We start from the raw sequence: 22,557 nt of genomic DNA on the forward strand, positions 1-22,557 counted from the left end.
GGGGGCGAACATAGTCCGCCTGCTTGGATGTGCCGGTGACCACTCCCACCCGTGACCAGGTGCACCGGGCCCCCAAGGTGCTGCTCCACGACCACCTCGACGGCGGGCTCCGTCCGCAGACGATCGTCGAGCTCGCCGCCGAGATCGGTCACGAGCTGCCTGCCGACGACGCCGCGTCGCTCGGGCAGTGGTTCGCCGACTCCGCCGACTCCGGCTCGCTGGTGCGCTACCTCGAGACGTTCGACCACACGGTGGCGGTCATGCAGAACGGCCCGGCGATCGCCCGCGTCGCGCGCGAGTGCGTCGAGGACCTGGCCGCCGACGGCGTCGTCTACGCCGAGGTGCGCTACGCCCCCGAGCAGCACGTGAGCGGCGGGATGACGCTCGACGAGGTGGTCGCCGCCGTGCAGGAGGGCTTCGACGCGGGGGCGGCCGCGAGCGGCGGCAGGATCGTCGTACGCCAGCTGCTCACCGCGATGCGGCACCAGGCCCGGTCGATGGAGATCGCTGAGCTCGCGATCGCCTGGCGCGACCGCGGGGTGGCAGGCTTCGACATCGCTGGCGCCGAGGCCGGCTTCCCGCCCACCCGGCACCTCGACGCGTTCGAGTACCTCCAGCGCGAGAACGCGCACTTCACCATCCACGCCGGCGAGGCGTTCGGCCTGCCCTCGATCTGGGAGGCCCTTCAGTGGTGCGGCGCCGACCGGCTCGGCCACGGCGTGCGGATCATCGACGACATCACGGTCGCCGAGGACGGCTCGGTCGAGCTCGGCCGGCTCGCGGCCTACGTCCGCGACAAGCGCATCCCCCTGGAGATGTGCCCGAGCTCCAACATCCAGACGGGTGCGGCGGAGTCCTTCGCCGAGCACCCCATCGGCCTGCTGACCGACCTGCGGTTCCGGGTCACCGTCAACACCGACAACCGGCTGATGAGCGGCACGTCGATGACGCAGGAGATGTTCGGGCTGGTCGAGGCGTTCGGCCACACGCTCGAGGACCTGCGCTGGTTCACCATCAACGCCATGAAGTCGGCGTTCCTGCCCTTCGACGAGCGGCTCGCGATCATCGACCGCGTCGTCAAGCCGGGCTACGCCGACCTCATGGCCGAGGCCTGATCAGCTGCTGAGCTCGGCGTACGCCCGGTCACCGGTCGCCCGGCGACACCCCTGCTCGACCGCGTGCGCGACCACGCGCTGCTGGTCGCGCATCAGCGCGAGCCCGCGGCGCAGGAGGACCAGCGGCGGCTTGCGGTGCTCGCGCAGGTCGCGGGTGAGCCGGCGCCAGAACGTCATGAGCGGGTGCTGGGTGATGCAGTAGGCCGCGGCGAGCATGCCCTCCTCGCGGCAGGCGGCCACGACGTCCGGCGCGAAGATCCCCTCCGCCACGAAGCGGGTGCTGCCCCCGAGCTCCACGGTGCGGGACCCGCACCGCCCGTTCTGCGCGATCTCGTAGACGGGCACCTCGCTGCGCCCGGTGCCGCACAGCTCGCGCAGCGCCGCCATCGCGTCCTCGCGGTGCCAGGAGTCGGGGTGGTCCCAGTCGACGAGGCCCTCGTTGGCGCCGTGGGTGATGCGCGGGAGGGTCGGGTCGTCGCCGTCCTTGTAGAAGTCGTCGAGGCGCAGGACGGGGAGTCCGAGCCGCTCGGCGAGCCGCGACTTGCCGGCTCCGCTCGGGCCGGCCAGGACGACCACCTGGGCTGTGTGCATGGTTACAGACTCATTTCCTCGTTCGGCCACGGACGTCCGGACTGGAGATTAGTCTCGCCCAGACCCCCGATTGACACCTCTGTGGGAGGACCTCCATGAGTCTCGACGACTCGACCGCGACCGATACCGCGGACATCTCCGGCGGCGCTGCCCGGCGCCCCCGCAACACCTGGGTGCTGGCTGGGCTGGCGCTGCTCCTCGTCGTCGCCCTCGTCGGCTTCTTCGCCACCCGCGGTGACAGCAGCGAGCCCGGCGCGGCCGACTGCGTCTCCGAGGTGGTCACCCTCACCACGGCCCCCGTGATGGAGGACCTGGTCAGGAAGGCGGTCAAGGACGTCAACGCCGACGAGCCCTGCATCGACATCCAGGTCACGGCCGGGTCCGTGAAGGACGTCGTCGCGGTCCTCAGCGACCCGGAGGCCCAGCTGCCCGAGATCTGGATCCCCGACAGCCCCACCTGGAAGGGCCAGCTCACCGCGGCCGGCTGGACCGGCACCCCGGTCGCCGACGTCCTCGCCCAGACGCCCGTCGGGCTCATCGGTGGTCCGTCCTCCGAGGCCCCCGCCTCGTGGTCGCAGGTCCTCGACGGTGGCAGCCTTTCGATGGCCGACCCGAGCGCCGAGGGCGCCTCCGCGCTCGCGCTCCTGGCGCCCTACGCCGAGATGAAGAAGACCGGCCAGACGCCCGCCTCGATCGAGGCCAAGACCGTGCCCGTCGCCCAGACCTACGGCGAGCGCGCCGTCGCCGGCAGCGCCAACGAGACCGACCTGTCCACCATCTCGGCCTCGAGCACCCAGCTCGTGCCGGCCACCGAGCAGGCCTACCTGTCGGCCCGCCGCAGCAACGACCAGCTCACGCTGGTGGCTCCGCGCACCGGTGTGCCGATGCTGCAGTACCCGCTGATCGACGTGAACCGCGGCACCAAGGACATCCTCGCCTCGGGCGGCGACCTCTCCGCCCGCGTCGGCCGCGCGCTGACCCGCTGGTTCACCTCGAGCGCCGGCGTCGAGGCGATCGCCGCCGCCGAGCTCCGCGGCCCCGACGGCACCCCGCTGCCCAACGAGATCGGCCTCGGCAACGCCCAGGTCCTCGACACGGTGCCGCAGAAGACCACCGACGACGCGCTGCGCCAGTGGCGCGTGCTCTCGGTCCCCTCGAGCATCCTCGCCGTGGTCGACCTGTCCGGCTCCATGAAGATGGCGATCGGCGACACGACGCGCATCCAGCTCGCGGTCCAGGCCTCGCAGGTGGCGCTCGACGCGTTCCCGGCTCAGGCGCGGATCGGCATCTGGGGCTTCTCCAAGAACCGCGGCGAGGACGGTGCGTCCTTCGCCGAGTACGCCGCCCTGGACCGGCTCGACGCCGACGCCGGCGAGGCCGGCACCCACGGCGAGCTGGTCCGCAAGGAGGCGGACGCCCTGGTCGCCCGGGTGAAGGGCGCCACCGGCCTGATGGACACCACCCTCGCGGCCTACAAGCACGCGCAGGAGAAGTGGGACCCGGCGTGGTTCAACTCCGTGGTGATCTTCACCGACGGCGCGAGCGACGACTCCAGCTCGCTGTCGCTCGACTCGCTGGTCAACCAGCTCAAGTCGATCCGCGACCCCGCGAAGCCGGTAAAGGTGATCATCATCGGCATCTCGCAGGACGCCGACACCGGCGAGCTCGACCAGATCGCCGCGGCGACGGGCGGCCAGAACTACCTGGTCAACAACCCCAACGAGATCCTCGGCGTGCTGGCCCAGGCCCTGCTCAACCGCTGATCCGACCCGCACGCTGGTCCACCGGGCGCACCGCCCGGAGGATCAGCGTGCGAGGCGTTCGCGCAGGACCCCGACGCCCGGTCCGCGCAGGTCGTCCAGCGCCGCCGGGCGGCCGGTGACCGCCATCGCGAGAGCCTCCACGGCGCCCTCCACCACGGCCCCGGAGCCGCGGGCCCAGTCCGCGTCGGTGGCTCGCAGCGCGAGGCCGTCGGTCCACCCCGGGCGCGTCAGGGCGGGTGCCGCCGTCCCGGACGCGAGGTGGTCGAGCAGCAGCAGCCAGTCCTCCCGCGGCACGTCGGCCGGCAGGCCGAGCGGCCGGGCGATGTCGCGCAGGTGGATGCAGGTGTCGGCGAAGGGCCCCATCGGGCCGACCCGCGGCGGGTCCACCCGGTCGGCCGCGCGCTCGCGCAGCAGGGACACCAGCTCGGTCGGCTCGCGGCGGGCGAGGGACCGGGTGACGTGGTCGACGGTCGCCGCCGTGTCGCCCCGGTGGCGCAGCGAGGCGAGCAGGAACCGACCGAAGCCGACGACCATCGGCTGCACGAGGTGGGCGGCCAGGTGCCGCACCGTCCAGCCCTCGCACAGGGTCGGCGCCTGCCACTGATCCGGCGTCAGCGACGCGAGGAGGTCCGCTGCCGCGCGCCGGTTGCGCGTCGTCCGGGCGAAGACGTCGTCGGCGTCCATCGGCACCTGCACCCAGGTCACTGCGCCCACCGGGCGCGGACCGCGGCCTCGACGCTGCGCAGCACCTCGGTCGCAGCGGCGATCTCCTGCACCGAGCACTCCGGGGCCAGCCGGGCGAGGTCCGCGAGCTCGCGGTCGTGCACCCGGCCGAAGAGGCGACGACCCTCGGCGGTCGGTGCCACGAGGACGGACCGGCGATGGTCGGGGTTGGGCGCGGTCGCCACGTGCCCGAGCCGCACGAGCTCGTCGACCTGGCGCTGGACGTTCTGCCGGGCGAGCGACAACCGCGTGGCGACGCGCGGGACGGTGGCCGCTCCGTCGACGACCAGCACCTCCATGACGGCGCGGGACCCCACGGTCCACCCCGTCCCGCGGAGACCCTCGTCCACGACGCGGGCGGAGCCGAGCACGATCGGGCGGACCAGGCGGAGCAGGTCGTAGAGGACTTCACCGCGGGACGACATGACACCAATGATGTCATTTCGGGTCAGGAGCGGCAACAGGGACGGCAAGGGGTACGGCAACGGCCCCCGGAGGTCCTCGGGGGCCGTCGTGGTCGATCGGTGGCTCAGACGCCGATCGGGTGCCAGACCGTCTTGGTCTCGAGGAAGCGCGTCATCCGGTCGAGATCGGGCTCGGCCAGCCAGTCCGTGTCCGGTGCGGGACGGCGTACGCGCTTGAGGTTGTCGGCGGCCGCCACCTCGAGCCCGGTCGCGAGCGCGGGGTCGGTGACGCCGGTGAGGTCGATGCCGTTGACGTCCATGTGCGAGGCCAGCCACGGCGCGATCTCGGCCTGCGAGCCGGTGAGGACGTTGACCACGCCACCGGGCAGGTCGCTGGTCGCCATGACCTCGCCGAGGGTGATCGCGGTCAGCGGGTGCTGCTCGCTGGCGATCACCACCACGGTGTTGCCGGTAACGATGAGCGGCGCCACGACGCTGACCAGGCCGAGGAGCGGGCCTCGGGGTGCGACGACGGCGATCACGCCGCTCGGCTCGGGCGTGGACAGGTTGAAGTAGGGCCCCGCCACGGGGTTGGCGTTGCCGACGACCTGGGTGATCTTGTCGGCCCAGCCGGCGTACCAGACCAGGCGGTCGATGGCGGCGTCGACGTAGGCGCGGGCCCGGGAGGAGGAGACCCCCTCGGCCGCGCGCAGCTCGGCCTCGAACTGCTCGCGGCGGCCCTCGAGGACCTCGGCGACGCGGTAGACGACCTGGGCACGGTTGTAGGCGGTGCGGCCCGACCACCCGCCGAAGGCGGAGCGGGCGGCGACCACGGCGTCGCGGGCGTCCTTGCGGGAGGCGAGCGCGGCGTTGGCGAGCAGGCGGCCCTTGGCGTCGTTGACGACGTAGGAGCGGCCCGACTCCGAGCGGGGGAACTGCCCGCCGATGTAGAGCTTGTAGGTCTTGCGCACGTCGATGCGGCTCATCAGCTGTCCGCTCCCTTCACGCTGGTTCCCTTGAGGTAGTCCTCGAGCCCGTGGCGGCCGCCCTCGCGGCCGTAGCCGGACTCCTTGTAGCCGCCGAACGGCGAGGTCGGGTCGAACTTGTTGAACGTGTTGGCCCAGACCACACCGGCCCGGAGGCGGTTGGCCATCGAGAGGATGAGCGAGCCCTTGTCGGTCCACACGCCGGCGGACAGGCCGAACGGCGTGTTGTTGGCCTTCTCGACCGCCTCGGACGGCGTGCGGAAGGTCAGCACCGACAGGACCGGCCCGAAGATCTCCTCGCGGGCGATGCGGTGGGCCTGGGAGACACCGGTGAAGACGGTCGGGGCGAACCAGTAGCCGTTGGCGGGCAGGTCGCACGGGGCCGACCACCGCTCGGCGCCCTCGGCCTCGCCGATCGCCGACAGCTCGCGGATCTTGGCGAGCTGCTCGGCGGAGTTGATCGCGCCGACGTCGGTGTTCTTGTCGAGCGGGTCGCCCACGCGCAGCGTCGCCATGCGGCGCTTGAGGCGGTCCATCACCTCGTCGGCGACCGACTCCTGCACGAGCAGGCGCGAGCCCGCGCAGCAGACGTGGCCCTGGTTGAAGAAGATGCCGTTGACGATCCCCTCGACGGCCTGGTCGAGCGGCGCGTCGTCGAAGACGATGTTGGCGGCCTTGCCGCCGAGCTCCAGGGTCACCTTCTTGTCGCTGCCGGCGACCGCGCGGGCGATGGCCTTGCCGACCTCGGTCGAGCCGGTGAAGGCGACCTTGTCGACGTCGGGGTGCGACACGATGGCCCGCCCGGTGTCACCGGCGCCGGTGACGATGTTGACCACGCCGGGCGGGAGGTCGGCCTGCTGGCAGATCTCGGCGAAGAGGAGGGCGGTCAGCGGCGTGGTCTCGGCGGGCTTGAGCACCACGGTGTTGCCGCAGGCCAGGGCCGGCGCGATCTTCCACGCCAGCATGAGCAGCGGGAAGTTCCACGGGATGACCTGGCCGGCCACGCCCAGCGGCGTGGTGCCGAAGCCGGAGTACTGGAGCTTGTCGGCCCAGCCGGCGTAGTAGAAGAAGTGCGCGGCGACGATCGGGACGTCGACGTCGCGCGACTCCTTGATCGGCTTGCCGTTGTCGATGGACTCCAGGACGGCGAGCTCGCGGCCGCGCTCCTGGATGATCCGGGCGATCCGGTAGAGGTACTTGGCCCGCTCGGCGCCGGACATGCGCGACCACACGCGGGTGTGGGCCCGGCGGGCGGCCTTCACGGCCGCGTCGACGTCGGCGTCGCTGGCCTCGGCGACCTCGGCGAGGACCTCCTCGGTGGCCGGGTTGACGGTCTTGAACGCCGTGCCGGTGCCGTCGACGAACTCGCCGTCGATGAACAGGCCGTAGGACGGCTTGACGTCCACGATCGCGCGCGACTCCGGCGCGGGTGCGTACTCGAAGGGGTTGCTCATGTCGCTCAGCCTCAGTCCAGCGTGAAGTAGTCGGGACCGGAGTAGCGACCGGTCGTCATCTTGGTGCGCTGCATCAGCAGGTCGTTGAGCAGCGTGGAGGCCCCGAAGCGGAACCAGTCGGGGTCGAGCCAGTCGGCTCCGCAGATCTCGTTGACCATCACCAGGTACTTGATGGCGTCCTTGGTGGTCCGGATGCCGCCCGCGGGCTTGACCCCGATCATCCGGCCGGTCTGGTCGCGGAAGTCGCGGACCGCCTCGAGCATGACGAGCGTGACCGGCAGGGTGGCGGCCGGCTGCACCTTGCCGGTGGAGGTCTTGATGAAGTCGGCGCCGGCCATCATGGCCAGCCAGCTGGCACGACGGACGTTGTCGTAGGTCTGCAGCTCGCCGGTCTCGAAGATGACCTTGAGGTGCGCGCTGGTGCCGTCGGGGCGGGCGCAGGCCTCGCGGACCTGCGCGATCTCGTCGTGCACGTCGAGGTAGCGGCCCGAGAGGAACGCGCCGCGGTCGATGACCATGTCGATCTCGTCGGCGCCCGCCTCCACGGCGTCACGGGTGTCGGCGAGCTTGATGTCCATCGCCGCGCGGCCGCTGGGGAACGCGGTGGCCACGGCGGCGACGTGGACGCCGCTGTCGCCGAGGACCTCCTTGGCCGTCGCCACCATGTCGGGGTAGACGCACACGGCGGCGGTGGCCGGGCAGGACGGGTCGGCGGGGTCGGGCCGCATCGCCTTGGACGCGAGCGCGCGGACCTTGCCGTGGGTGTCCTGGCCCTCGAGCGTCGTGAGGTCGACCATGCGGATCGCGAGATCGATGGCGTAGGCCTTGGCCGTGGTCTTGATGGAACGGGTGGCGAGGCCGGCGGCGCGGGCCTCGCAGCCGACCTGGTCCACGCCGGGCAGGCCGTGCAGGAAGCGGCGCAGCGAGGAGTCCGAGCGCACGATGTCGTCGAAGGCCCCGCTCACCTGAGGGCTGGCAGTGGGTGTCACCGACCCAGCATAGAGTTGGCCACGAAGAGCCCGGCAATCCCCAGAGGGCCGACAACTGCCCAGCTGGACGAGGAGAAGATGGCACGCCTGCAGGACGAGCGCGACGGGCCCGACACGGTGGTCGAGCGGTTCCACGCCACCAGCGGCCGGGTCTCGGGCTGGCTCGCGCTGGTGCTGTCGAGCCTCGTCGTCGTGGCCGGGCTGGCCTACCTCGACGACGGGTTCCCGCCCTGGGTGGCCGCCGCCGCGCTGCTGGTCGCGGTGCTCTCCTGGGCCGCCATGCTGCGCCCGGCGCTGTGGGCCACCGAGCAGCACCTCGTCATGCGCAACCTCGTCGAGACCGTGCACATCCGCCTCGCCGCCGTCGAGGAGCTCGCCGTGCGCCAGGTGCTGGCCGTCCGCGCCGCCGACCGGCGCTGGGTCTCCACCGTCGTGGGCCGGTCGTGGCGCAAGTCGATCACCGCCGGACGGGGCGGGGGCGAGGCAGGCGGGGCGCGCGAGGGCATGTCCTACCCCGACTTCGTCGACGACCGGCTCCACGAGCTCGTCGACCACGCCCGCAGCGCCGCCGGGGTGCGGCCGGGGTCGCGCGAGCAGCTGGCGCTGCCCGACGCCGTACGCCGCGAGCCCGCGTGGCTGCCCATCGGGCTGGTGGCGGGAGCGTCCCTGGTGCTGGTCGTGTCGTTCTTCCTGTGAAGGCTCAGCCGGCGACAGGGTCTGCGGACCCGGTCCAGTCCGGGACCCGGGTCCCGGTCAGCGCAGCGGGCCACGTCTCACAATCGCGCCTCGAGCCCGTCGAGGACCAGCGCGAGTCCCGGCTCGAACTCGTCGCTGTAGCTGTAGCTGCCGCCGACGACCTGCTGCGCGACCATCTGGGCGAGGTGCGGGAGCTCGGCGAGCAGGTCGATCCCGGCGACGAGCTCCTCGGCCGCCGCTCCCGCCTCGAAGGGCAGGTTCACCTCGGTCAGCACGAACCCGTAGACGTAGGCGTCGATGACGGAGAACGCCGACGCGGCCAGCGGGACGGAGAATCCTGCGGTCCGCAGGCAGCCCAGCACCGTGTCGTGGTGACGGAGGGTGGCCGGGCCGGGGTTACGACGCGACTCGATCAGGCCGAGCCCCCAGGGGTGGGCGACGAGGACCTCCCGGGCCGACCGGGCGCGCAGCTCCATCTGGGTGCGCCACGGACGGCCGACCACCGGCAGGTCGACCTGCGTGAACACCCAGTCAGCGAGACCGTCGAGCAGCGCGTCCTTGTTGGTCACGTGGTGGTAGAGCGACATCGCCTCGACGCCCAGCTCGCGACCCACGCTGCGCATGCTCACCCCACCCAGTCCGGCGGCGTCGGCCACCCGTGTGGCTGCCTCGACGATGGCCGCGGGGGAGAGAGGTGGTCTGGACATCGTGCTCCTCGGATCGACCGGCTTACACACGTAAGGCTACAGTGACGAGCGGTCGTCTTACAGGCGTAAGGGAGTGAGTGCCATGAAGGCAGCAGTCGTCGAGGGGTACGGAGCGCCGGAGGTCGTCTCGGTGCGAGAGGTCCCGGACCCGGTGGCCGGCGCGGGGCAGGTGGTGGTCCGGGTCGCGGCGACCACCGTCAACTCCGGCGACGCCCGCATCCGCGGGGCCCGGTTCCCCCGCGGGTTCGCCACGCCGGCCCGGCTCGTCCTGGGGGTGCGCGGGCCCCGGCGGCAGGTGCTCGGCGTCACGCTGTCCGGGGTGGTCGAGCAGGTCGGGGGCCGGGTCACCGGCCTGGCCGTCGGCGACGAGGTCTGCGGGATGACCGGCGCCGGCATGGGCGCGCACGCGGAGCTCGTCGCGGTGAAGGCGGACAAGCTCGTGCGGAAGCCCGCCGCCGTGAGCCACGCTGACGCCGCGGCCGTCCTCTTCGGTGGCAGCACCGCCCTGCACTTCCTGCGCGACCGCGTACGCCCGGGCACCGCCGTCCTGGTCAACGGCGCCTCAGGGTCCGTCGGCGCGGCCGCCGTCCAGCTCGCCCACCGCGCAGGCGGACGCGTCACCGGTGTGTGCGGCCCGACCAACGGAGCACTGGTCGAGTCCCTCGGGGCGGCTGCGGTCATCAACTACACCCGGACCCCGCTGGACACCGTCGCGGAACGGTACGACGTCGTGCTCGACACCGTCGGGAGCATCTCCCCGGCCGTGGGTCGTTCGCTCCTCGCGCCGGGGGGCGTGCTGCTGCTCGTCGTCGCCGACCTCTGGTCGACCCTGAGGGCGCGGGGCGACGTCGTCGCCGGCGTGGCGCCGGAGCGAGCCGAGGACTTCACGGCGCTGCTCGAGCTCGTCGAGTCGGGCGAGCTGAGGACCGTGGTCGACCGCACCCTCCCGCTCGCCGACGTCGTCGAGGCGCACCGCATCGTCGACTCCGGGCGCAAGGTGGGCAACCTGGTGGTCACGCCGTGAGTCGCCTCGCCGCTGCTGCCGTCCCCGGCGTCGGGAACCAGCGCGCGACGACGGCGCTCTGGCCCAGCGTCCACGTGGAGCTGCACACCCAGTAGACGAGCAGCGCCACCGGGGCGACACCGCCGGCGAGGAGCAGGCCGCCCGCCGACACGACAGGGAGGACGGCCTGCGCGGTGACGACCGCCTCGGGCAGGCCGTCGACCGTGGTGTTCGACGCGACGACGTAGCGCTGGGTGACGTAGGACAGCGCCGCGGCGGTCACCGCCAAGCCCGCGACCACGGCGAGGTGGACGGCGCCGGCACCGAGGTAGCCGCGTCCGGCGAGCGAGACCCCGACGACCGAGGCGGCGCCGAAGGACGACACGAGGTCGGGACCCATGGCGCCGACGGCGGCACCGGAGGACACGTCGGCCAGCAGGTGGTAGAGACCGAGCCACACCGGCAGCTGCACCAGCACCGGGAGGCAGCCCAGACGGCTGACCCCGTGCTCGGCGGAGACCAGGCGGCGCTCCTCGTGGTGCGCCCGGAGGCTCTCGGCGTCGGTGCGGCCGCGGTAGCGCTCGGCGATCCCACGCAGGTGCGGCCGGGCGCGGGCGGCGGCGTGTGCCTGCCGGACCCCGTGGACCACGAGGGGGAGCAGCGCGGTGCGGACGAGGACGACCACGGCGGCGATGCACAGCAGCCAGGTGGTGGCGGCGTCGGGACCGGCACCGAGCGAGGTGAGGCCGTCGTGGGTGGCCGCGAGGACCGCGGCGAGGGCGTGCTTGAACGGTTCGAGCAGGGACATGGTGGCTCCTGGAGCAGGTGGGGCGGGACGGGTCTGCGTGCTCGCGCGGGGGCGAGCGTCAGACGAGTCCAGGAGCGCGCGGTCGGACCGGGTGGTGGCCCACGTCGGTCGTCCGCCCGGCCAGCACGAGGGGTACGTCGACGGCGCGACGCCGCGGCCGCAGCGAGCGCAGGGTGGCGTCGGGGACGGCCGCGGGTCCGTGGACGGCCATCAGCGCCGTCGAGGTCGCCAGCGCGGCGAGCACGACGAGGGCCTCGGTCGACATCGCCGACACGGCCGACGCGGTCGGCGCGAGCGAGATGGCGGCGACGAGCGACGCCAGCGCGACCACCACGGACCGGACCATGGCGCCAGCGTAGCCCCGCGCGTCGGTCACCGGAGCTCGAACGCCCCGAGGTCGACCCGCCCGGCAACCGGGCGTCGGACCTGCCGTGCGGGGGCGACGTACTCCCACCGGGCGCGCCAGCGCGCCGGGACGGCCACGCCGCGGTTGACGGCGGGGGAGCCGGGGCGGAGCCGGAAGTCCTCCGACCCGGGCGCCACGAAGCCGGCGGGGCCCACGCGGCGGTTGCCCCGCGCGTCGGCCGGCCCGCTGGTGAGGTCCCCGGCACCGACGAGGAGGTTGTTGCGCAGGTGGGCGCTGGCGCCCTCGGCCACCGCGACGTAGGTGCCCGACGAGCGCTGGTTGACGAAGGTGTTGTTGACGACCCACAGGGTGCGGGACGGGTGGGTGAGGCCCTCGGCGCCGTAGGACACGACCGCGGGGTTCTCCGAGGCGGGTCCCTGCACGACGACGTTGCCGGCGACCAGCGCCCGGCCGCCGTTGGGCAGGTCGATGGAGTAGCTCGCGGTGCTGTCGCCGTCGCTGATGCGGTTGCCGACGATGGTGGTGCGCGCGGCCCGCGACTTGAGCTCGTGGCCGGTGTCGGCGCCCGACAGCCAGCTCCCGGTGACCGTCAGCGAGCGCACGGCGCCGATGTAGACGTTGTGGGAGTAGCCGTCGCCGGCGCCGTTGCGGAAGAACCGCGAGCCGCGGATGACGATGTCGCTGGCCGGGTCGGCGCCGGTGAGGATGCCGTTCTCGTTGTCGTGGAACCAGCTGCGCGTGACGGTGAGACCCGTGCCCTCCTGCCGGATCCCGGCGCCGTTGCGGTCGACCACGGCGGCGCCGCTGAGCTCGATGCGGTCGACGGTCGTGCGGTCGCCGGCGATCACCCAGATCGCCTTGCCCTGGGCGTCCTGGCCGTCGGCGCGCAGGTGCGCCCGGCCACCCTCGCCGCGCAGGGTGAGGTCGTCCTGCGTCCAGGTCGCGACGTCGCCGGAGTAGGTGCCCGCGTCGATGAGCACGGTGTCACCGTCGCGCGCGACGGCCGCCGCCTGGCTCGGCACGGTGAGCGTGCGGGTGGGGCCCACGTGCCACGTGCGCGGAGCGCTGTCGTCGTACGCCGCCGGGGCGGGCGCGGCGACGGACGCAGGGATGGAGGCGGGGATGGATGCGGCGCCGAGCACCAGGCCCACCACCGCGGCGAGCCCACGGGACGCCTGCACCTCAGGCACCGAAGGCGCTGCTGCGCAGGTCGGCCTTGATCGCGTCGAGCCGGCCGACGGCGGAGATGCGGGCGGCGTCGACGCCGCCGTCGTCGGGGTCCTCGCCGACCGGGACGACCACCTCGAGGTAGCACTTCACCTTCGGCTCGGTGCCGCTCGGGCGCACGATCACCCGGGCGCCCTCGGCGAGCGAGTAGCGCAGGCCGTCGGTCGGCGGCACCTGCTCCGTGCCCTCGGAGAGGTCCTCGACCAGCTCGACCGCGAGGCCGCCGAGGGAGGTCGGCGGCGTGGCCCGCAGCCGCTCCATCGTGGCGGGGATGTGGGCCAGGTCCTCGAACCGCACCGAGAGCTGGTCGGTGGCGTGCAGGCCGTGCTCGTGGGCGATGTCGTCGAGGATGTCGGTGAGCCCGCGTCCCTGCGCCTTGGCCTCGGCGGCCAGCTCGCAGACCAGCAGCAGCGCCGAGACGCCGTCCTTGTCCCGGACGTGCTCGGGGTCGCAGCAGTAGCCGAGTGCCTCCTCGTAGCCGAACGCGAGGCCCTCGACCCGGCCGATCCACTTGAAGCCGGTCAGCGTCTCCTCGTGCGGCTGACCGGCGGCCGCGGCCATCTTGCCGAGCAGGCTGGAGGACACGATCGAGTTGGCAAAGGTGCCGGTGCGGCCGCGGGCGAGCAGGTGGTGGGCCAGGAGGGCGCCCACCTCGTCGCCGCGCAGCATCCGCCAGCCGTGGGCGTCCGGCACGGCGACCGCGCACCGGTCGGCGTCGGGGTCGTTGGCGACCACGAGGTCGGCGCCGCTGCGGGCAGCCAGGTCCATGGCCAGGTCCATGGCGCCCGGCTCCTCGGGGTTGGGGAACGCGACGGTCGGGAAGTCGGGGTCGGGGTGCTCCTGCTGCTCGACGACGTGCGGGGCGTCGAAGCCGGCGGTCTCCAGGACCTGGGCCACGGTCGTGCCGCCGACGCCGTGCAGCGGGGTGTAGACGAGGGTGAGGTCGCGCGGGCCGTCGCCGGCCAGGCCGGCCACGGTGTCGAGGTAGCGGTCGACGATCTCCTCGCCGACGAGCCGGTTGGCGTCGCCGCGCGGCAGGTCGGCGAGCGGCCCGACGGCGGCGATCCGCGCCGCGATCTCGCCGTCGGCCGGCGGCACGATCTGGCTGCCGTCGCCGAGGTAGACCTTGTAGCCGTTGTCCTGCGGCGGGTTGTGGCTCGCGGTGACCATGACGCCTGCTGCGCACCCGAGCTCGCGGATCGCAAAGGCGAGCAGGGGAGTGGGCAGCGTGCGCGGCATGACGTACGCCTTGAAGCCGGCGCCGGTCATGATCTCGGCGGTGTCGCGGGCGAAGACGTCGGAGTTGTGCCGGGCGTCGAAGCCGATGACGACGGACCCGCCGGCGTGGCCGGTGTCCCGGAGGTACGCCGCCAGGCCGGCCGCCGCACGGGTCACCACGACGCGGTTCATCCGGTTGGGCCCCGCGCCGAGCGCGCCGCGCAGGCCGGCGGTGCCGAACTCGAGGGTGCCGGCGAAGCGGTCGGCCAGGTCGGTCGACTCACCGCGCCCGGCCGCCTCGACGAGGGCCCCCAGCTCGGCCCGGGTTTGCTCGTCGGGGTCCTCGGCGGCCCACGCACGGGCGCGCTCGATCAGCTCGGTCTCGGAGGTCGCGGCGGTCATGGACGCACGCTATCCCTCGGCGACCGGGCGGGACGTCATGGCCACTGGTCGCCGGCGCGACCACGCGCCCTGACGTTGTCGGTGGGCGGTGCCACGATCGGGTGATGATCGACCACCTGGGCATCAACTGCACCGACCTGCCGCGCGCCGCGGCGTTCTACGACAGGGTCCTGGGGGTGCTGGGCCACCGGCGCCTGATGGACTTCGGGGAGGCCATCGGCTACGGCACCGACACGCCGGACTTCTGGCTCAGCACCTTCGAGGGCGTGGGGCCCAACCGGGAGGTGCACGTCGCCTTCCTGGCACCCGACGCCGCCACGGTCCGGGCCTGGCACGCCGAGGCCGTCGCGGCGGGGGCGGAGTCGCTCCACGAGCCGCGGCTGTGGCCGGACTACCACCCCGGCTACTTCGGCGCCTTCGTCCGCGACACCGAGGGCAACAACGTCGAGGCGGTCTGCCACACCGGCGACTAGCGTGGGCGGGTGATCGCCACCGTCCGCTCCGTCAACACCGGCCCGCTGGCGCCGGTCGAGGGGCTGCGGCGCCCCAGCGGCATCCGCAAGCACCCGGTCGAGCGGATCGAGGTCCGCGACCCGGGCCCCAAGCGCGGCGGGCTCGGCAGCGGCGTGGTGGGTGACGCGATCTACAGCCGCAAGCACCACGGTGGCGCCACCCAGGCCGTCTACGCAGTCGCCCGCGAGGAGCTGGACTGGTGGGGCCGGGAGCTGGGTCGCGACCTGGCCGACGGGATGTTCGGCGAGAACCTCACGACCAGCGGCATCGACGTCGACGCCGCCGAGGTCGGCGAGCTGTGGCGCGTCGGCCTCACCCTGCTGGAGGTGTGCGGGCCGCGCGTGCCGTGCGCGACCTTCGCCAAGCACATGGCCGAGCCCCGCTGGGTGCGCCGCTTCGGCGACCGGGGACGCACCGGTGCCTACCTCGCCGTGCGCGAGGCTGGCGTGATCGAGCGCGACGACCCGATCGAGGTGGTCCACCGGCCGGCGCACGGGCTGACCGTGCCGATGTTCTTCCGGGCCTGGATGGGCGATCGCGAGCTGGCCGAGGTCTTCGTCTCGGCCCGGGTGCTGGCCGAGGCCGAGCACGAGTGGCTCGCCTCCCGCCTGTGACGCGTCAGCCCAGCGCGGCCACCGCTGCGTCGTAGTCGGGCTCCTGGCCGATCGCGTCGGTCAGCTGGGTGTGCAGCACGGTGCGGTCCTGGTCGAGGACGACGACCGCGCGCGCCAGCATCCCGGTCCAGGCGCCGTCGGCCATCGCGACGCCGTAGTCCTGGCCGAACGAGGAGCGGAAGGCCGAGCCGACCAGCGCGTCCTCGATGCCCTCGGCGCCGCAGAACCGGGCCTGCGCCAGCGGGAGGTCGACGGAGACGTTGACGACGGCGGCGTTGTCGAGGCCGGCCGCGAGCTCGTTGAACCGGCGCACGCTCGCCTGGCACACGCCGGTGTCGATGCTCGGGAAGATGTTGAGCACGACCCGCTTGCCGGCCACGTCGGCGTCGGTGAGGGACTGGAACTTCGTGTTCACCAGGTCGAACCCCGGTGCCTGCGAGCCGACAGCGGGCAGCTCGCCCACGGTGTTGACGGTGGTGTCGCCGAATTGTGTGGTTGCCATGGGCCATTCCTATCGCAGCCGCCCTGACCGCTCGTCGCTGGCTCTACAGTGCGGAGGTGACCACCTCGAAGCGCGCGGACGTCATCATCGACGTGCTGCGCGACGCGTTCGCCCCGCTCATGCGCGCCGACCCGGTGGCGTTCCGCGCCAAGTACCGCAAGATGGCGCGCGACCCGCTCGCGTTCTACCGCGGGACGGCCTGCCTGTTCTACTGCGACGTCACCGGCGAGGACGACCCCTGGGCGGACCACGGCGCCGAGCGCATCTGGATCCACGGAGACCTGCACGTCGAGAACTTCGGCACCTACCTCAACTCCGACGGCCGGCTGATCTTCGACGTCAACGACTTCGACGAGGCCTACATCGGTCGCTTCACCTGGGACCTCCAGCGGTTCGCGGCGAGCCTGGCGCTCCTCGGGTGGCAGAAGGCCCTGCCCGAGGACGCGATCCGCAAGCTCATCAGCCGCTACGCGCGGTCCTACCTCGCCCAGGTCAACCACTACACCGGCACCGAGGAGGACGAGACCTTCGAGATCCGGCTCGACACCGCCCAGGGCCCGGTCCTCACGGCGCTCGAGTCGGCCCGCACGAAGCGGCGCGCCGACCTCCTCGACCGCATCACGGTGATGCAGCACGGGGTCCGGAGGTTCAGCGAGGACGGCACGACGAGGCGTCTGTCCAGCACGGAGCGGGCGAAGGTCGTGGCGGCCTTCCACGGCTACCTCGAGACCATCCCGGAGTCCAAGCGCTTCGACCGGGACCTCTTCTACGAGCTGCGCGACGTCGTCGGCAAGTCGGGCTTCGGCATCGGCAGCGCGGGCCTGCCGGCCTTCAACGTGCTCGTGGAGGGCTACAGCCAGGCGCTCGACAACGACGTGGTGCTGAGCATGAAGCAGGCCAACGTCCCAGCCCTGAGCCGGTTCGTCGAGAGCGCTGAGGTCGACGCCTACTTCGACCACGAGGGGCACCGCACGGTGGTGAGCCAGCGGGCGCTGCAGGTGCACACCGACCCGCTGCTGGGGCACACGAGCATCGACGGCACCGGCTACGTCGTCTCCGAGGTCTCGCCCTACGAGGTCGATCTCGACTGGAGCGAGATCAACGAGCCCGAGGACATGCGGTCGGTGGTCGACCTGCTCGGCCGCGCGACGGCCAAGATCCACTGCGCCTCCGACGAGGACAGCCAGCAGGACCTGGTCGACTTCCAGGTCGAGGAGGCGATCCACAAGTCCCTGGACGGCCGGCGCAACGAGCTGGTGTCGTGGCTGGGCGAGTGGGGGATCGCGTACGCCGCCCGCGTGCGCGACGACCACGCGCTGTTCGTGGACGCCTTCCGCGAGGGCCGGGTCGGGATCACCTCCACCTGACCCGGCACCTCGTGCGCGTCAGGCGTCGATGGTCGACATGTCGCCGTAGCGCTCGCCCGCGACCGCGTCGCGGGGGACGGCCTGCTCGAGCGCGGCGAGGTCGTCGTGGGTGAGCTCGACGGCGACGGCGCCGACGTTCTCCTCGAGGTAGGCCACGCGCTTCGTGCCGGGGATCGGCACGACGCCCAGGTCGGGGTCGCCCTGCGCGAGCACCCACGCCAGCGCGAGCTGCCCGGGGGTGCAGCCCTTGTCGGCGGCGAGCTCCTTCACCTTCGCCACGAGCGCGAGGTTGGCGTCGAGGGCGTCACCGGAGAACCGGGGGAAGCGCCCGGTGGCACGGGAGTCGTCGGCCTCGAGCGACTCGCGGGTCACCGCGCCGGTCAGCATGCCGCGGCCCAGCGGGGAGTAGGGGACCAGTCCGATCCCGAGCTCGCGCAGCACCGGCATGACCTCGTCCTCGAGGTCGCGGGTGAACAGGGAGTACTCGGTCTGCAGGGCCGTGACCGGGTGCACGGCGTGGGCGCGGCGGATCGTGTCGGCGCCCGCCTCGGAGAGTCCGAGGTGACGCACCTTGCCCGCCTCGACGAGCTCCTTCATCGCCCCGACCGTCTCCTCGATGGGCACGGTCTTGTCGACGCGGTGCTGGTAGTAGAGGTCGATGTGGTCGACGCCGAGCCGCTCGAGGGAGGCGTCGCACGCCCTGCGGACGTAGTCGGGGGAGCCGTTGATGCCGACCCACGAGCCGTCGGGGTTGCGCTCGTTGCCGAACTTGGTGGCGAGCTGGACCTCGTCGCGCCGGCCCTCGAGGGCACGGCCGACGAGCCGCTCGTTGGTGAACGGGCCGTACATGTCGGCGGTGTCGAGGAACGTGACACCGAGGTCGAGGGCCCGGCGGATCGTGTCGATCCCGGACTGCTCGTCGGGGGTGCCGTAGAACTCCGACATCCCCATGCAGCCGAGGCCGAGGGTGCTCACGGAGAGCGAGGAGGTGGTGCCGAGGGTGCGCTGGCCGATGGAAGTGGTGGTCATGACTCCCACCAAACTCCTTGGAGTGCGCTCGAAGTCAAGCCCCCTCCGCGCCTTCCCTGCGTGGATCAGCCTGCCGGGGTGACGACGCTGTCGTAGATGGCGATCTTGTGGTCGATCGCGCGGAGGTGGGAGGTCACCTCGGCCAGCTGGCGCTCGACCACCTCGCGGTGGGCGAGCAGGAGCGCGAGGCGCTCGGCCTCGTTGCCGTCGCCCTCGCGGACCAGCGCGGCATAGCGTCGTACGTCGCGGATGGGCATCCCGGTGGCGCGCAACCGGGTCACCATCTGGATCCAGGTGAGGTCGCGCTCGGTGTAGCGCCGGTGCCCGGACGAGGCGCGCTCGACCGAGCCGAGCAGCAGCCCGTCGCGCTCGTAGTAGCGCAGGGTGTGGGCCGTCAGGCCGGTGCGCTCGGCCGCCTCGGCGATGCTCAGGCTGGTCATCGGACCAGTGTCCGACTTCGAGCGCACTCCAAGTCAAGGGCCCCGGCGACGCCTGGCCCGCCGGAGGAGGTCAGTCGCCCAGCGCCGGACGGTGGAACTGCGCGGTAGCGAAGGGGCCGCCGACGAACTCCGCCTCGGCCTCGTCGTCGGGCCCCGGCTCGACGCGGTCGGCGTGGTCCTCGGCGTCGTCCTGCGGCTCGTAGCCCAGGCGGCGGCCGGGCTCGAGGTCCCACCAGGCCCGCGTGTTGGCGCTGATGCCGTGGAGGACGGCGTAGCCGGGGGCCGGGGCGGTCAGCGCCGCCTCCACCATGCGTACGCCGTCGCCGTGGGACAGCCACGTCGACAGCGCGCGCGTGCTCGTCGGCTCCTCGAGGAACGAGCCGATGCGGCAGGCGACCGCGTCGATGCCGTGGCGCTCGGCGAAGAGCCGCATCAGCGCCTCGGCGGCGACCTTCGCGACGCCGTAGTAGGTGTCCGGGCGGGGCGGCACGTGCTCGGTGAGCTCGCCGTCGACGCGCGGCGTGCGACCGACCGCGTGGTTGGAGGAGGCGTAGACCAGGCGCGGGACGTCGTGGGCGACCATCGCGTCCAGCAGTGCCGCGGTGGTGATGACGTGCGAGGTCAGCTCGTCGGGCAGCGACACCTCCTCCGGCACGCCGGCGAGGTGCACGACCGCGTCCAGGCGCTCCTCGGCGAAGACGGCGGCGACCGCGTCGGCGTCGGCGCAGTCGGCCTCGTGCCAGGTGAACGTCGTGCCCTCGGGTGCCGGCACCAGGTCCAGCCCGACGACGTCGTGGCCGAGGTCGACCAGTCCGACCGTGACGACCCGGCCCATGCTGCCGGCCGCGCCGGTGACGAGGACGCGCACGTCAGATCCTCGTGACGACCTGGCTGAGCAGGCCGCCCATCCGGCTGGCCGCGGCACGGCCCGCCTCGAGCACCTCCGCGTGGTCGAGCGGCTCGCCGCTCAGGCCGGCGGCGAGGTTGGTGACGAGACTGATGCCGAGGACCTCCATGCCCGCCTCGCGGGCGGCGATCGCCTCGAGCGTGGTGCTCATGCCGACGAGGTGGCCGCCGAGGATGCCGGCCATGCGCACCTCAGCGGGGGTCTCGTAGTGCGGCCCGGGGAACTGGACGTAGACGCCCTCGTCGAGCGAGCCGTCGACCTCCCGGCACATCTCCCGGAGCCGGGGGCTGTAGAGGTCGGTGAGGTCGACGAAGTTCGCCCCGACGATCGGGCTGGTGCCGGTCAGGTTGATGTGGTCGGAGATCAGCACCGGCTGGCCCGGCTGCCAGCCCGGCTTGAGGCCGCCGCACCCGTTGGTCAGCACGATCGCCGAGCAGCCCGCGGCCGCAGCGGTCCGGACCGGGTGGACGACGGCGGCGACGCCCTTGCCCTCGTAGTAGTGGGTGCGGGACAGGAAGACCAGCAGGTTGCGGTCGCCGCTCTCCGACGAGGTCCGGACGGAGCGGATCCTGCCGCTGTGCCCGGTGACGCCCGCGGCGTGGAACCCCGGCAGGTCGGTGGTCGCGATCTCCGCGGTGGCCTCGCCCAGCGCGTCGACGGCCGGCAGCCAGCCCGAGCCCAGGACCAGGGCGATGTCGTGGCGCTCGACGCCGGTGAGCTCGGCGAGCCTCTCGGCGGCGGAGCCGGCGGCTTCGTAGGGGGTCTGGTCGTCCATGGGCGGCACTCTAGGGGCAGTCGGAGTGCCGGGTCACAGGCCGGTCGAGCGGCAGGCCCGGCGCCGCAGCGCGCCGACGTAGTCCTCGGGCGCCCCCGCCGCCTCGGCGGCGTCGGCGAGCACGCCGAGGTAGGACGCCGAGGGCAGGCCGCCCTCGTAGGCGTCGAGGACGTAGGCCCACACGACGAGCTCGCCGGTCATCGTCGAGACCCGCACCTTGGTCTTGCGGTAGAGCCCGGTGTCGGCGGACTCCCAGCCGTCGAGGGCGCGCTCGTCCTCCGGCGTGACGTCGTAGACCGCGACGAAGACCTGCTCGAAGGGGTCCTGGACGATCGTGGACAGCGCTCCGTCCCAGCCGTGCTCCTCCCCGCCGAACGTCAGCCGCCAGCCCGTCAACCACCCCGTGGAGTGGAGGATCGAATGGGGGCAGCGCTCGCTCATCCGGGCGGGATCGAGGTTCGTCCCGTAGGCGGCGTAGAGCGTCACGGGCCACAGGATACTGAGCCCCGACCTCGGGTGTCCCCGCCGTGGGCCGGACAACTAGGCTGGCACCGTGACCGACACGCACTTCGACACCCTCGTCCTCGGCGCCGGCCCCGGTGGCTACGTCGCCGCGATCCGCGCAGCCCAGCTCGGCCAGAAGGTGGCCGTGGTGGAGGAGAAGTACTGGGGAGGTGTCTGCCTCAACGTCGGGTGCATCCCGTCCAAGGCCCTGCTGAAGAACGCCGAGCTGGCCCACACGCTCCAGCACGAGAAGGCCAAGTACGGCATCGAGGGCGACGTGACCATGTCGTTCGGTCCGACCCACAAGCGCAGCCGCGACGTCAGCGCCGGCATCGTCAAGGGCGTCCACTTCCTCATGAAGAAGAACAAGATCACCGAGATCGACGGCTGGGGCACCCTCCAGGGCCGCAACGACGTCGACGTGAAGGACAAGGACGGCCAGACCACCCGCTACACGTTCGACAACCTGGTCATCGCCTCCGGCGCGACCGTGCGCCTGGTGCCGGGCGTCGAGCTCAGCGAGAACGTCGTCACCTACGAGGAGCAGATCCTCACCGACCAGCTCCCGAGCTCGATCATCATCGGCGGCTCGGGCGCGATCGGCGTCGAGTTCGCCTACGTGATGGCCAACTTCGGCGTCGACGTCACGATCGTGGAGTTCCTCGACCGGATGGTCCCCACCGAGGACGCGGACGTGTCCAAGGAGCTCGCCAAGCACTACAAGAAGCTGGGCGTGAAGGTGCTGACCTCCACCGCCGTCAAGGGCGTCGAGGACACCGGCTCGGGCGTCAAGGTCACGGTGGCCCCGGCCGCCGGCGGCGACGAGCAGGTGCTCGAGGCCGACAAGTTCCTCGCCGCGTTCGGCTTCGCCCCCCGTGTGAAGGGCTTCGGCCTCGAGAACGTCGGCGTCGACGTCACCGAGCGCGGTGCGATCGAGATCGACGACTACTGCCGCACCAACGTGCCGAACGTCTACGCGATCGGCGACTGCACCGGCAAGCTGATGCTCGCCCACGTGGCCGAGGCGATGGGCATCGTGGCCGCCGAGACCATCAACGGCGCCGAGACGATGCCGGTGGAGTACGACTTCGTGCCGCGCGCGACCTACTGCATGCCGCAGATCGCCTCCTTCGGCTACACCGAGGCGCAGGCCAAGGAGATGGGCTACGACGTCAAGACCTCGACGTTCCCCTTCACCGCCAACGGCAAGGCGATGGGCCTCGGCGAGGCGTTCGGGTTCGTGAAGGTCGTCGCGGACGCCGAGCACAACGAGATCATCGGCACCCACATGATCGGCCCCGACGTCACCGAGCTGCTGCCGGTGATGACGCTGGCCCAGAAGTGGGACCTCACCGCCGACGAGGTGGCCCGCAACGTCTTCGCGCACCCGACGCTGGGCGAGGCCGTCAAGGAGGCCGTCCACGGCATCGCCGGCCACATGATCAACCTCTGA

The 22,557-nt window shown here is 72.5% G+C and carries 25 protein-coding genes; 8 read left to right on the plus strand and 17 right to left on the minus strand.

The window, feature by feature from the left end; genetic code table 11:
• Window positions 1-35: 35 nt before the first annotated feature.
• Complete coding sequence (locus SHK17_RS05015; protein WP_322921274.1) at window positions 36-1,115, plus strand: adenosine deaminase; 1,080 nt, start codon at window positions 36-38, stop codon at window positions 1,113-1,115.
• On the opposite strand, the gene SHK17_RS05020 is transcribed toward SHK17_RS05015, so the two are convergent.
• Window positions 1,116-1,706, minus strand: coding sequence for an ATP-binding protein (locus SHK17_RS05020; RefSeq protein ID WP_322921275.1), 591 nt, complete (start codon window positions 1,704-1,706; stop codon window positions 1,116-1,118). It abuts the gene before it with no gap.
• Window positions 1,707-1,801: 95 nt separating this feature from the next.
• Here SHK17_RS05020 and SHK17_RS05025 point away from each other — a divergent pair, with 95 nt between their 5' ends.
• Window positions 1,802-3,469, plus strand: a complete 1,668-nt coding sequence (locus tag SHK17_RS05025) for a substrate-binding domain-containing protein (protein ID WP_172270246.1) — start codon at window positions 1,802-1,804, stop codon at window positions 3,467-3,469.
• Between the two features lie 42 nt (window positions 3,470-3,511).
• Here the strand turns inward: SHK17_RS05025 and SHK17_RS05030 are convergent, their stop codons facing one another.
• The 5 genes from SHK17_RS05030 to deoC form a co-directional block, all read right to left on the minus strand.
• Window positions 3,512-4,174 carry a maleylpyruvate isomerase family mycothiol-dependent enzyme gene (locus SHK17_RS05030; RefSeq protein ID WP_322921276.1) on the minus strand — a complete coding sequence of 221 codons (663 nt, stop codon included), beginning with the start codon at window positions 4,172-4,174 and terminating at the stop codon, window positions 3,512-3,514.
• Window positions 4,171-4,617, minus strand: coding sequence for a MarR family winged helix-turn-helix transcriptional regulator (locus SHK17_RS05035; protein ID WP_172270248.1), 447 nt, complete (start codon window positions 4,615-4,617; stop codon window positions 4,171-4,173). The genes SHK17_RS05030 and SHK17_RS05035 overlap by 4 nt, the downstream gene beginning before the upstream one ends.
• 104 nt (window positions 4,618-4,721) lie before the next feature.
• Window positions 4,722-5,582, minus strand: a complete 861-nt coding sequence (locus SHK17_RS05040) for an aldehyde dehydrogenase family protein (RefSeq protein WP_322921277.1) — start codon at window positions 5,580-5,582, stop codon at window positions 4,722-4,724.
• Entirely contained in the window at window positions 5,582-7,036 is a 1,455-nt protein-coding gene (locus SHK17_RS05045; RefSeq protein ID WP_322921278.1) for an aldehyde dehydrogenase family protein, read from the minus strand. The genes SHK17_RS05040 and SHK17_RS05045 overlap by 1 nt, the downstream gene beginning before the upstream one ends.
• Before the next feature lie 11 nt (window positions 7,037-7,047).
• Window positions 7,048-8,025 carry a deoxyribose-phosphate aldolase gene (gene deoC / locus SHK17_RS05050; RefSeq protein ID WP_322921279.1) on the minus strand — a complete coding sequence of 326 codons (978 nt, stop codon included), beginning with the start codon at window positions 8,023-8,025 and terminating at the stop codon, window positions 7,048-7,050.
• Window positions 8,026-8,103: 78 nt separating this feature from the next.
• Here deoC and SHK17_RS05055 point away from each other — a divergent pair, with 78 nt between their 5' ends.
• A complete protein-coding gene (locus SHK17_RS05055; RefSeq protein ID WP_322921280.1) occupies window positions 8,104-8,721 on the plus strand; it encodes a hypothetical protein in 618 nt (205 codons plus the stop codon).
• Window positions 8,722-8,798: 77 nt separating this feature from the next.
• On the opposite strand, the gene SHK17_RS05060 is transcribed toward SHK17_RS05055, so the two are convergent.
• The gene (locus SHK17_RS05060) at window positions 8,799-9,428 is read right to left on the minus strand and encodes a TetR/AcrR family transcriptional regulator (RefSeq protein WP_322921281.1); all 630 of its coding nucleotides are present in this window, start codon (window positions 9,426-9,428) and stop codon (window positions 8,799-8,801) included.
• A gap of 82 nt (window positions 9,429-9,510) precedes the next feature.
• Here SHK17_RS05060 and SHK17_RS05065 point away from each other — a divergent pair, with 82 nt between their 5' ends.
• Entirely contained in the window at window positions 9,511-10,452 is a 942-nt protein-coding gene (locus SHK17_RS05065; RefSeq protein ID WP_322921282.1) for an NAD(P)-dependent alcohol dehydrogenase, read from the plus strand.
• On the opposite strand, the gene yidC is transcribed toward SHK17_RS05065, so the two are convergent.
• The 4 genes from yidC to SHK17_RS05085 are packed head-to-tail and all read right to left on the minus strand — an operon-like array spanning window position 10,442 to window position 14,453.
• Window positions 10,442-11,239, minus strand: a complete 798-nt coding sequence (gene yidC, locus SHK17_RS05070) for a membrane protein insertase YidC (protein WP_172270260.1) — start codon at window positions 11,237-11,239, stop codon at window positions 10,442-10,444. The genes SHK17_RS05065 and yidC overlap by 11 nt on opposite strands.
• Window positions 11,240-11,297: 58 nt before the next feature.
• A complete protein-coding gene (locus SHK17_RS05075) occupies window positions 11,298-11,585 on the minus strand; it encodes a hypothetical protein (protein ID WP_172270262.1) in 288 nt (95 codons plus the stop codon).
• A 26-nt stretch (window positions 11,586-11,611) separates the two neighbouring features.
• Window positions 11,612-12,796, minus strand: coding sequence for a right-handed parallel beta-helix repeat-containing protein (locus SHK17_RS05080; protein ID WP_322921283.1), 1,185 nt, complete (start codon window positions 12,794-12,796; stop codon window positions 11,612-11,614).
• Window positions 12,789-14,453: a phospho-sugar mutase gene (locus tag SHK17_RS05085; protein WP_322921284.1), complete on the minus strand. Its 1,665-nt coding sequence runs from the start codon at window positions 14,451-14,453 to the stop codon at window positions 12,789-12,791. Before SHK17_RS05085 ends, SHK17_RS05080 begins: the two co-directional genes overlap by 8 nt.
• 104 nt (window positions 14,454-14,557) lie before the next feature.
• Between SHK17_RS05085 and SHK17_RS05090 the strand changes: the two genes are divergently transcribed.
• Both SHK17_RS05090 and SHK17_RS05095 read left to right on the plus strand, forming a co-directional pair.
• Complete coding sequence (locus tag SHK17_RS05090) at window positions 14,558-14,926, plus strand: VOC family protein (RefSeq protein WP_172270268.1); 369 nt, start codon at window positions 14,558-14,560, stop codon at window positions 14,924-14,926.
• A gap of 9 nt (window positions 14,927-14,935) precedes the next feature.
• A complete protein-coding gene (locus SHK17_RS05095) occupies window positions 14,936-15,580 on the plus strand; it encodes an MOSC domain-containing protein (protein ID WP_322921285.1) in 645 nt (214 codons plus the stop codon).
• Between the two features lie 4 nt (window positions 15,581-15,584).
• On the opposite strand, the gene tpx is transcribed toward SHK17_RS05095, so the two are convergent.
• Complete coding sequence (tpx, locus tag SHK17_RS05100; protein WP_322424802.1) at window positions 15,585-16,082, minus strand: thiol peroxidase; 498 nt, start codon at window positions 16,080-16,082, stop codon at window positions 15,585-15,587.
• 56 nt (window positions 16,083-16,138) lie between these two features.
• Between tpx and SHK17_RS05105 the strand changes: the two genes are divergently transcribed.
• Window positions 16,139-17,449, plus strand: a complete 1,311-nt coding sequence (locus tag SHK17_RS05105; protein WP_322424801.1) for a DUF2252 domain-containing protein — start codon at window positions 16,139-16,141, stop codon at window positions 17,447-17,449.
• 18 nt (window positions 17,450-17,467) lie between these two features.
• Here the strand turns inward: SHK17_RS05105 and SHK17_RS05110 are convergent, their stop codons facing one another.
• From SHK17_RS05110 to SHK17_RS05130, 5 genes are all read right to left on the minus strand, one after another.
• Window positions 17,468-18,478, minus strand: coding sequence for an aldo/keto reductase (locus SHK17_RS05110; RefSeq protein WP_322921286.1), 1,011 nt, complete (start codon window positions 18,476-18,478; stop codon window positions 17,468-17,470).
• Between the two features lie 65 nt (window positions 18,479-18,543).
• Window positions 18,544-18,918, minus strand: a complete 375-nt coding sequence (locus SHK17_RS05115; protein ID WP_172270276.1) for a MerR family transcriptional regulator — start codon at window positions 18,916-18,918, stop codon at window positions 18,544-18,546.
• A gap of 70 nt (window positions 18,919-18,988) precedes the next feature.
• A complete protein-coding gene (locus SHK17_RS05120) occupies window positions 18,989-19,786 on the minus strand; it encodes an NAD-dependent epimerase/dehydratase family protein (protein ID WP_322921287.1) in 798 nt (265 codons plus the stop codon).
• A gap of 1 nt (window position 19,787) precedes the next feature.
• Window positions 19,788-20,600, minus strand: a complete 813-nt coding sequence (locus SHK17_RS05125; RefSeq protein ID WP_172270280.1) for a purine-nucleoside phosphorylase — start codon at window positions 20,598-20,600, stop codon at window positions 19,788-19,790.
• Between the two features lie 33 nt (window positions 20,601-20,633).
• On the minus strand, window positions 20,634-21,086 hold the full coding sequence (locus SHK17_RS05130; RefSeq protein WP_172270293.1) for a gamma-glutamylcyclotransferase: 453 nt from the start codon (window positions 21,084-21,086) through the stop codon (window positions 20,634-20,636).
• 67 nt (window positions 21,087-21,153) lie between these two features.
• Between SHK17_RS05130 and lpdA the strand changes: the two genes are divergently transcribed.
• Entirely contained in the window at window positions 21,154-22,557 is a 1,404-nt protein-coding gene (gene lpdA / locus SHK17_RS05135; protein WP_172270295.1) for a dihydrolipoyl dehydrogenase, read from the plus strand.

Origin of the sequence: Nocardioides renjunii (assembly GCF_034661175.1) — a bacterium.
Taxonomy (GTDB): domain Bacteria; phylum Actinomycetota; class Actinomycetes; order Propionibacteriales; family Nocardioidaceae; genus Nocardioides; species Nocardioides renjunii.

Excerpts from the sequence above, each read along its gene's own strand:
- SHK17_RS05020 (WP_322921275.1), bottom strand. The coding sequence starts at position 1,706 with ATGCACACAGCCCAGGTGGTCGTCCTGGCCGGCCCGAGCGGAGCCGGC.
- SHK17_RS05025 (WP_172270246.1), top strand. The coding sequence starts at position 1,802 with ATGAGTCTCGACGACTCGACCGCGACCGATACCGCGGACATCTCCGGC.
- SHK17_RS05035 (WP_172270248.1), bottom strand. The coding sequence starts at position 4,617 with ATGTCGTCCCGCGGTGAAGTCCTCTACGACCTGCTCCGCCTGGTCCGC.
- SHK17_RS05040 (WP_322921277.1), bottom strand. The coding sequence starts at position 5,582 with ATGAGCCGCATCGACGTGCGCAAGACCTACAAGCTCTACATCGGCGGG.
- SHK17_RS05045 (WP_322921278.1), bottom strand. The coding sequence starts at position 7,036 with ATGAGCAACCCCTTCGAGTACGCACCCGCGCCGGAGTCGCGCGCGATC.
- SHK17_RS05055 (WP_322921280.1), top strand. The coding sequence starts at position 8,104 with ATGGCACGCCTGCAGGACGAGCGCGACGGGCCCGACACGGTGGTCGAG.
- SHK17_RS05060 (WP_322921281.1), bottom strand. The coding sequence starts at position 9,428 with ATGTCCAGACCACCTCTCTCCCCCGCGGCCATCGTCGAGGCAGCCACA.
- SHK17_RS05065 (WP_322921282.1), top strand. The coding sequence starts at position 9,511 with ATGAAGGCAGCAGTCGTCGAGGGGTACGGAGCGCCGGAGGTCGTCTCG.
- yidC (WP_172270260.1), bottom strand. The coding sequence starts at position 11,239 with ATGTCCCTGCTCGAACCGTTCAAGCACGCCCTCGCCGCGGTCCTCGCG.
- SHK17_RS05075 (WP_172270262.1), bottom strand. The coding sequence starts at position 11,585 with ATGGTCCGGTCCGTGGTGGTCGCGCTGGCGTCGCTCGTCGCCGCCATC.
- SHK17_RS05085 (WP_322921284.1), bottom strand. The coding sequence starts at position 14,453 with ATGACCGCCGCGACCTCCGAGACCGAGCTGATCGAGCGCGCCCGTGCG.
- SHK17_RS05090 (WP_172270268.1), top strand. The coding sequence starts at position 14,558 with ATGATCGACCACCTGGGCATCAACTGCACCGACCTGCCGCGCGCCGCG.
- tpx (WP_322424802.1), bottom strand. The coding sequence starts at position 16,082 with ATGGCAACCACACAATTCGGCGACACCACCGTCAACACCGTGGGCGAG.
- SHK17_RS05110 (WP_322921286.1), bottom strand. The coding sequence starts at position 18,478 with ATGACCACCACTTCCATCGGCCAGCGCACCCTCGGCACCACCTCCTCG.
- SHK17_RS05115 (WP_172270276.1), bottom strand. The coding sequence starts at position 18,918 with ATGACCAGCCTGAGCATCGCCGAGGCGGCCGAGCGCACCGGCCTGACG.
- SHK17_RS05125 (WP_172270280.1), bottom strand. The coding sequence starts at position 20,600 with ATGGACGACCAGACCCCCTACGAAGCCGCCGGCTCCGCCGCCGAGAGG.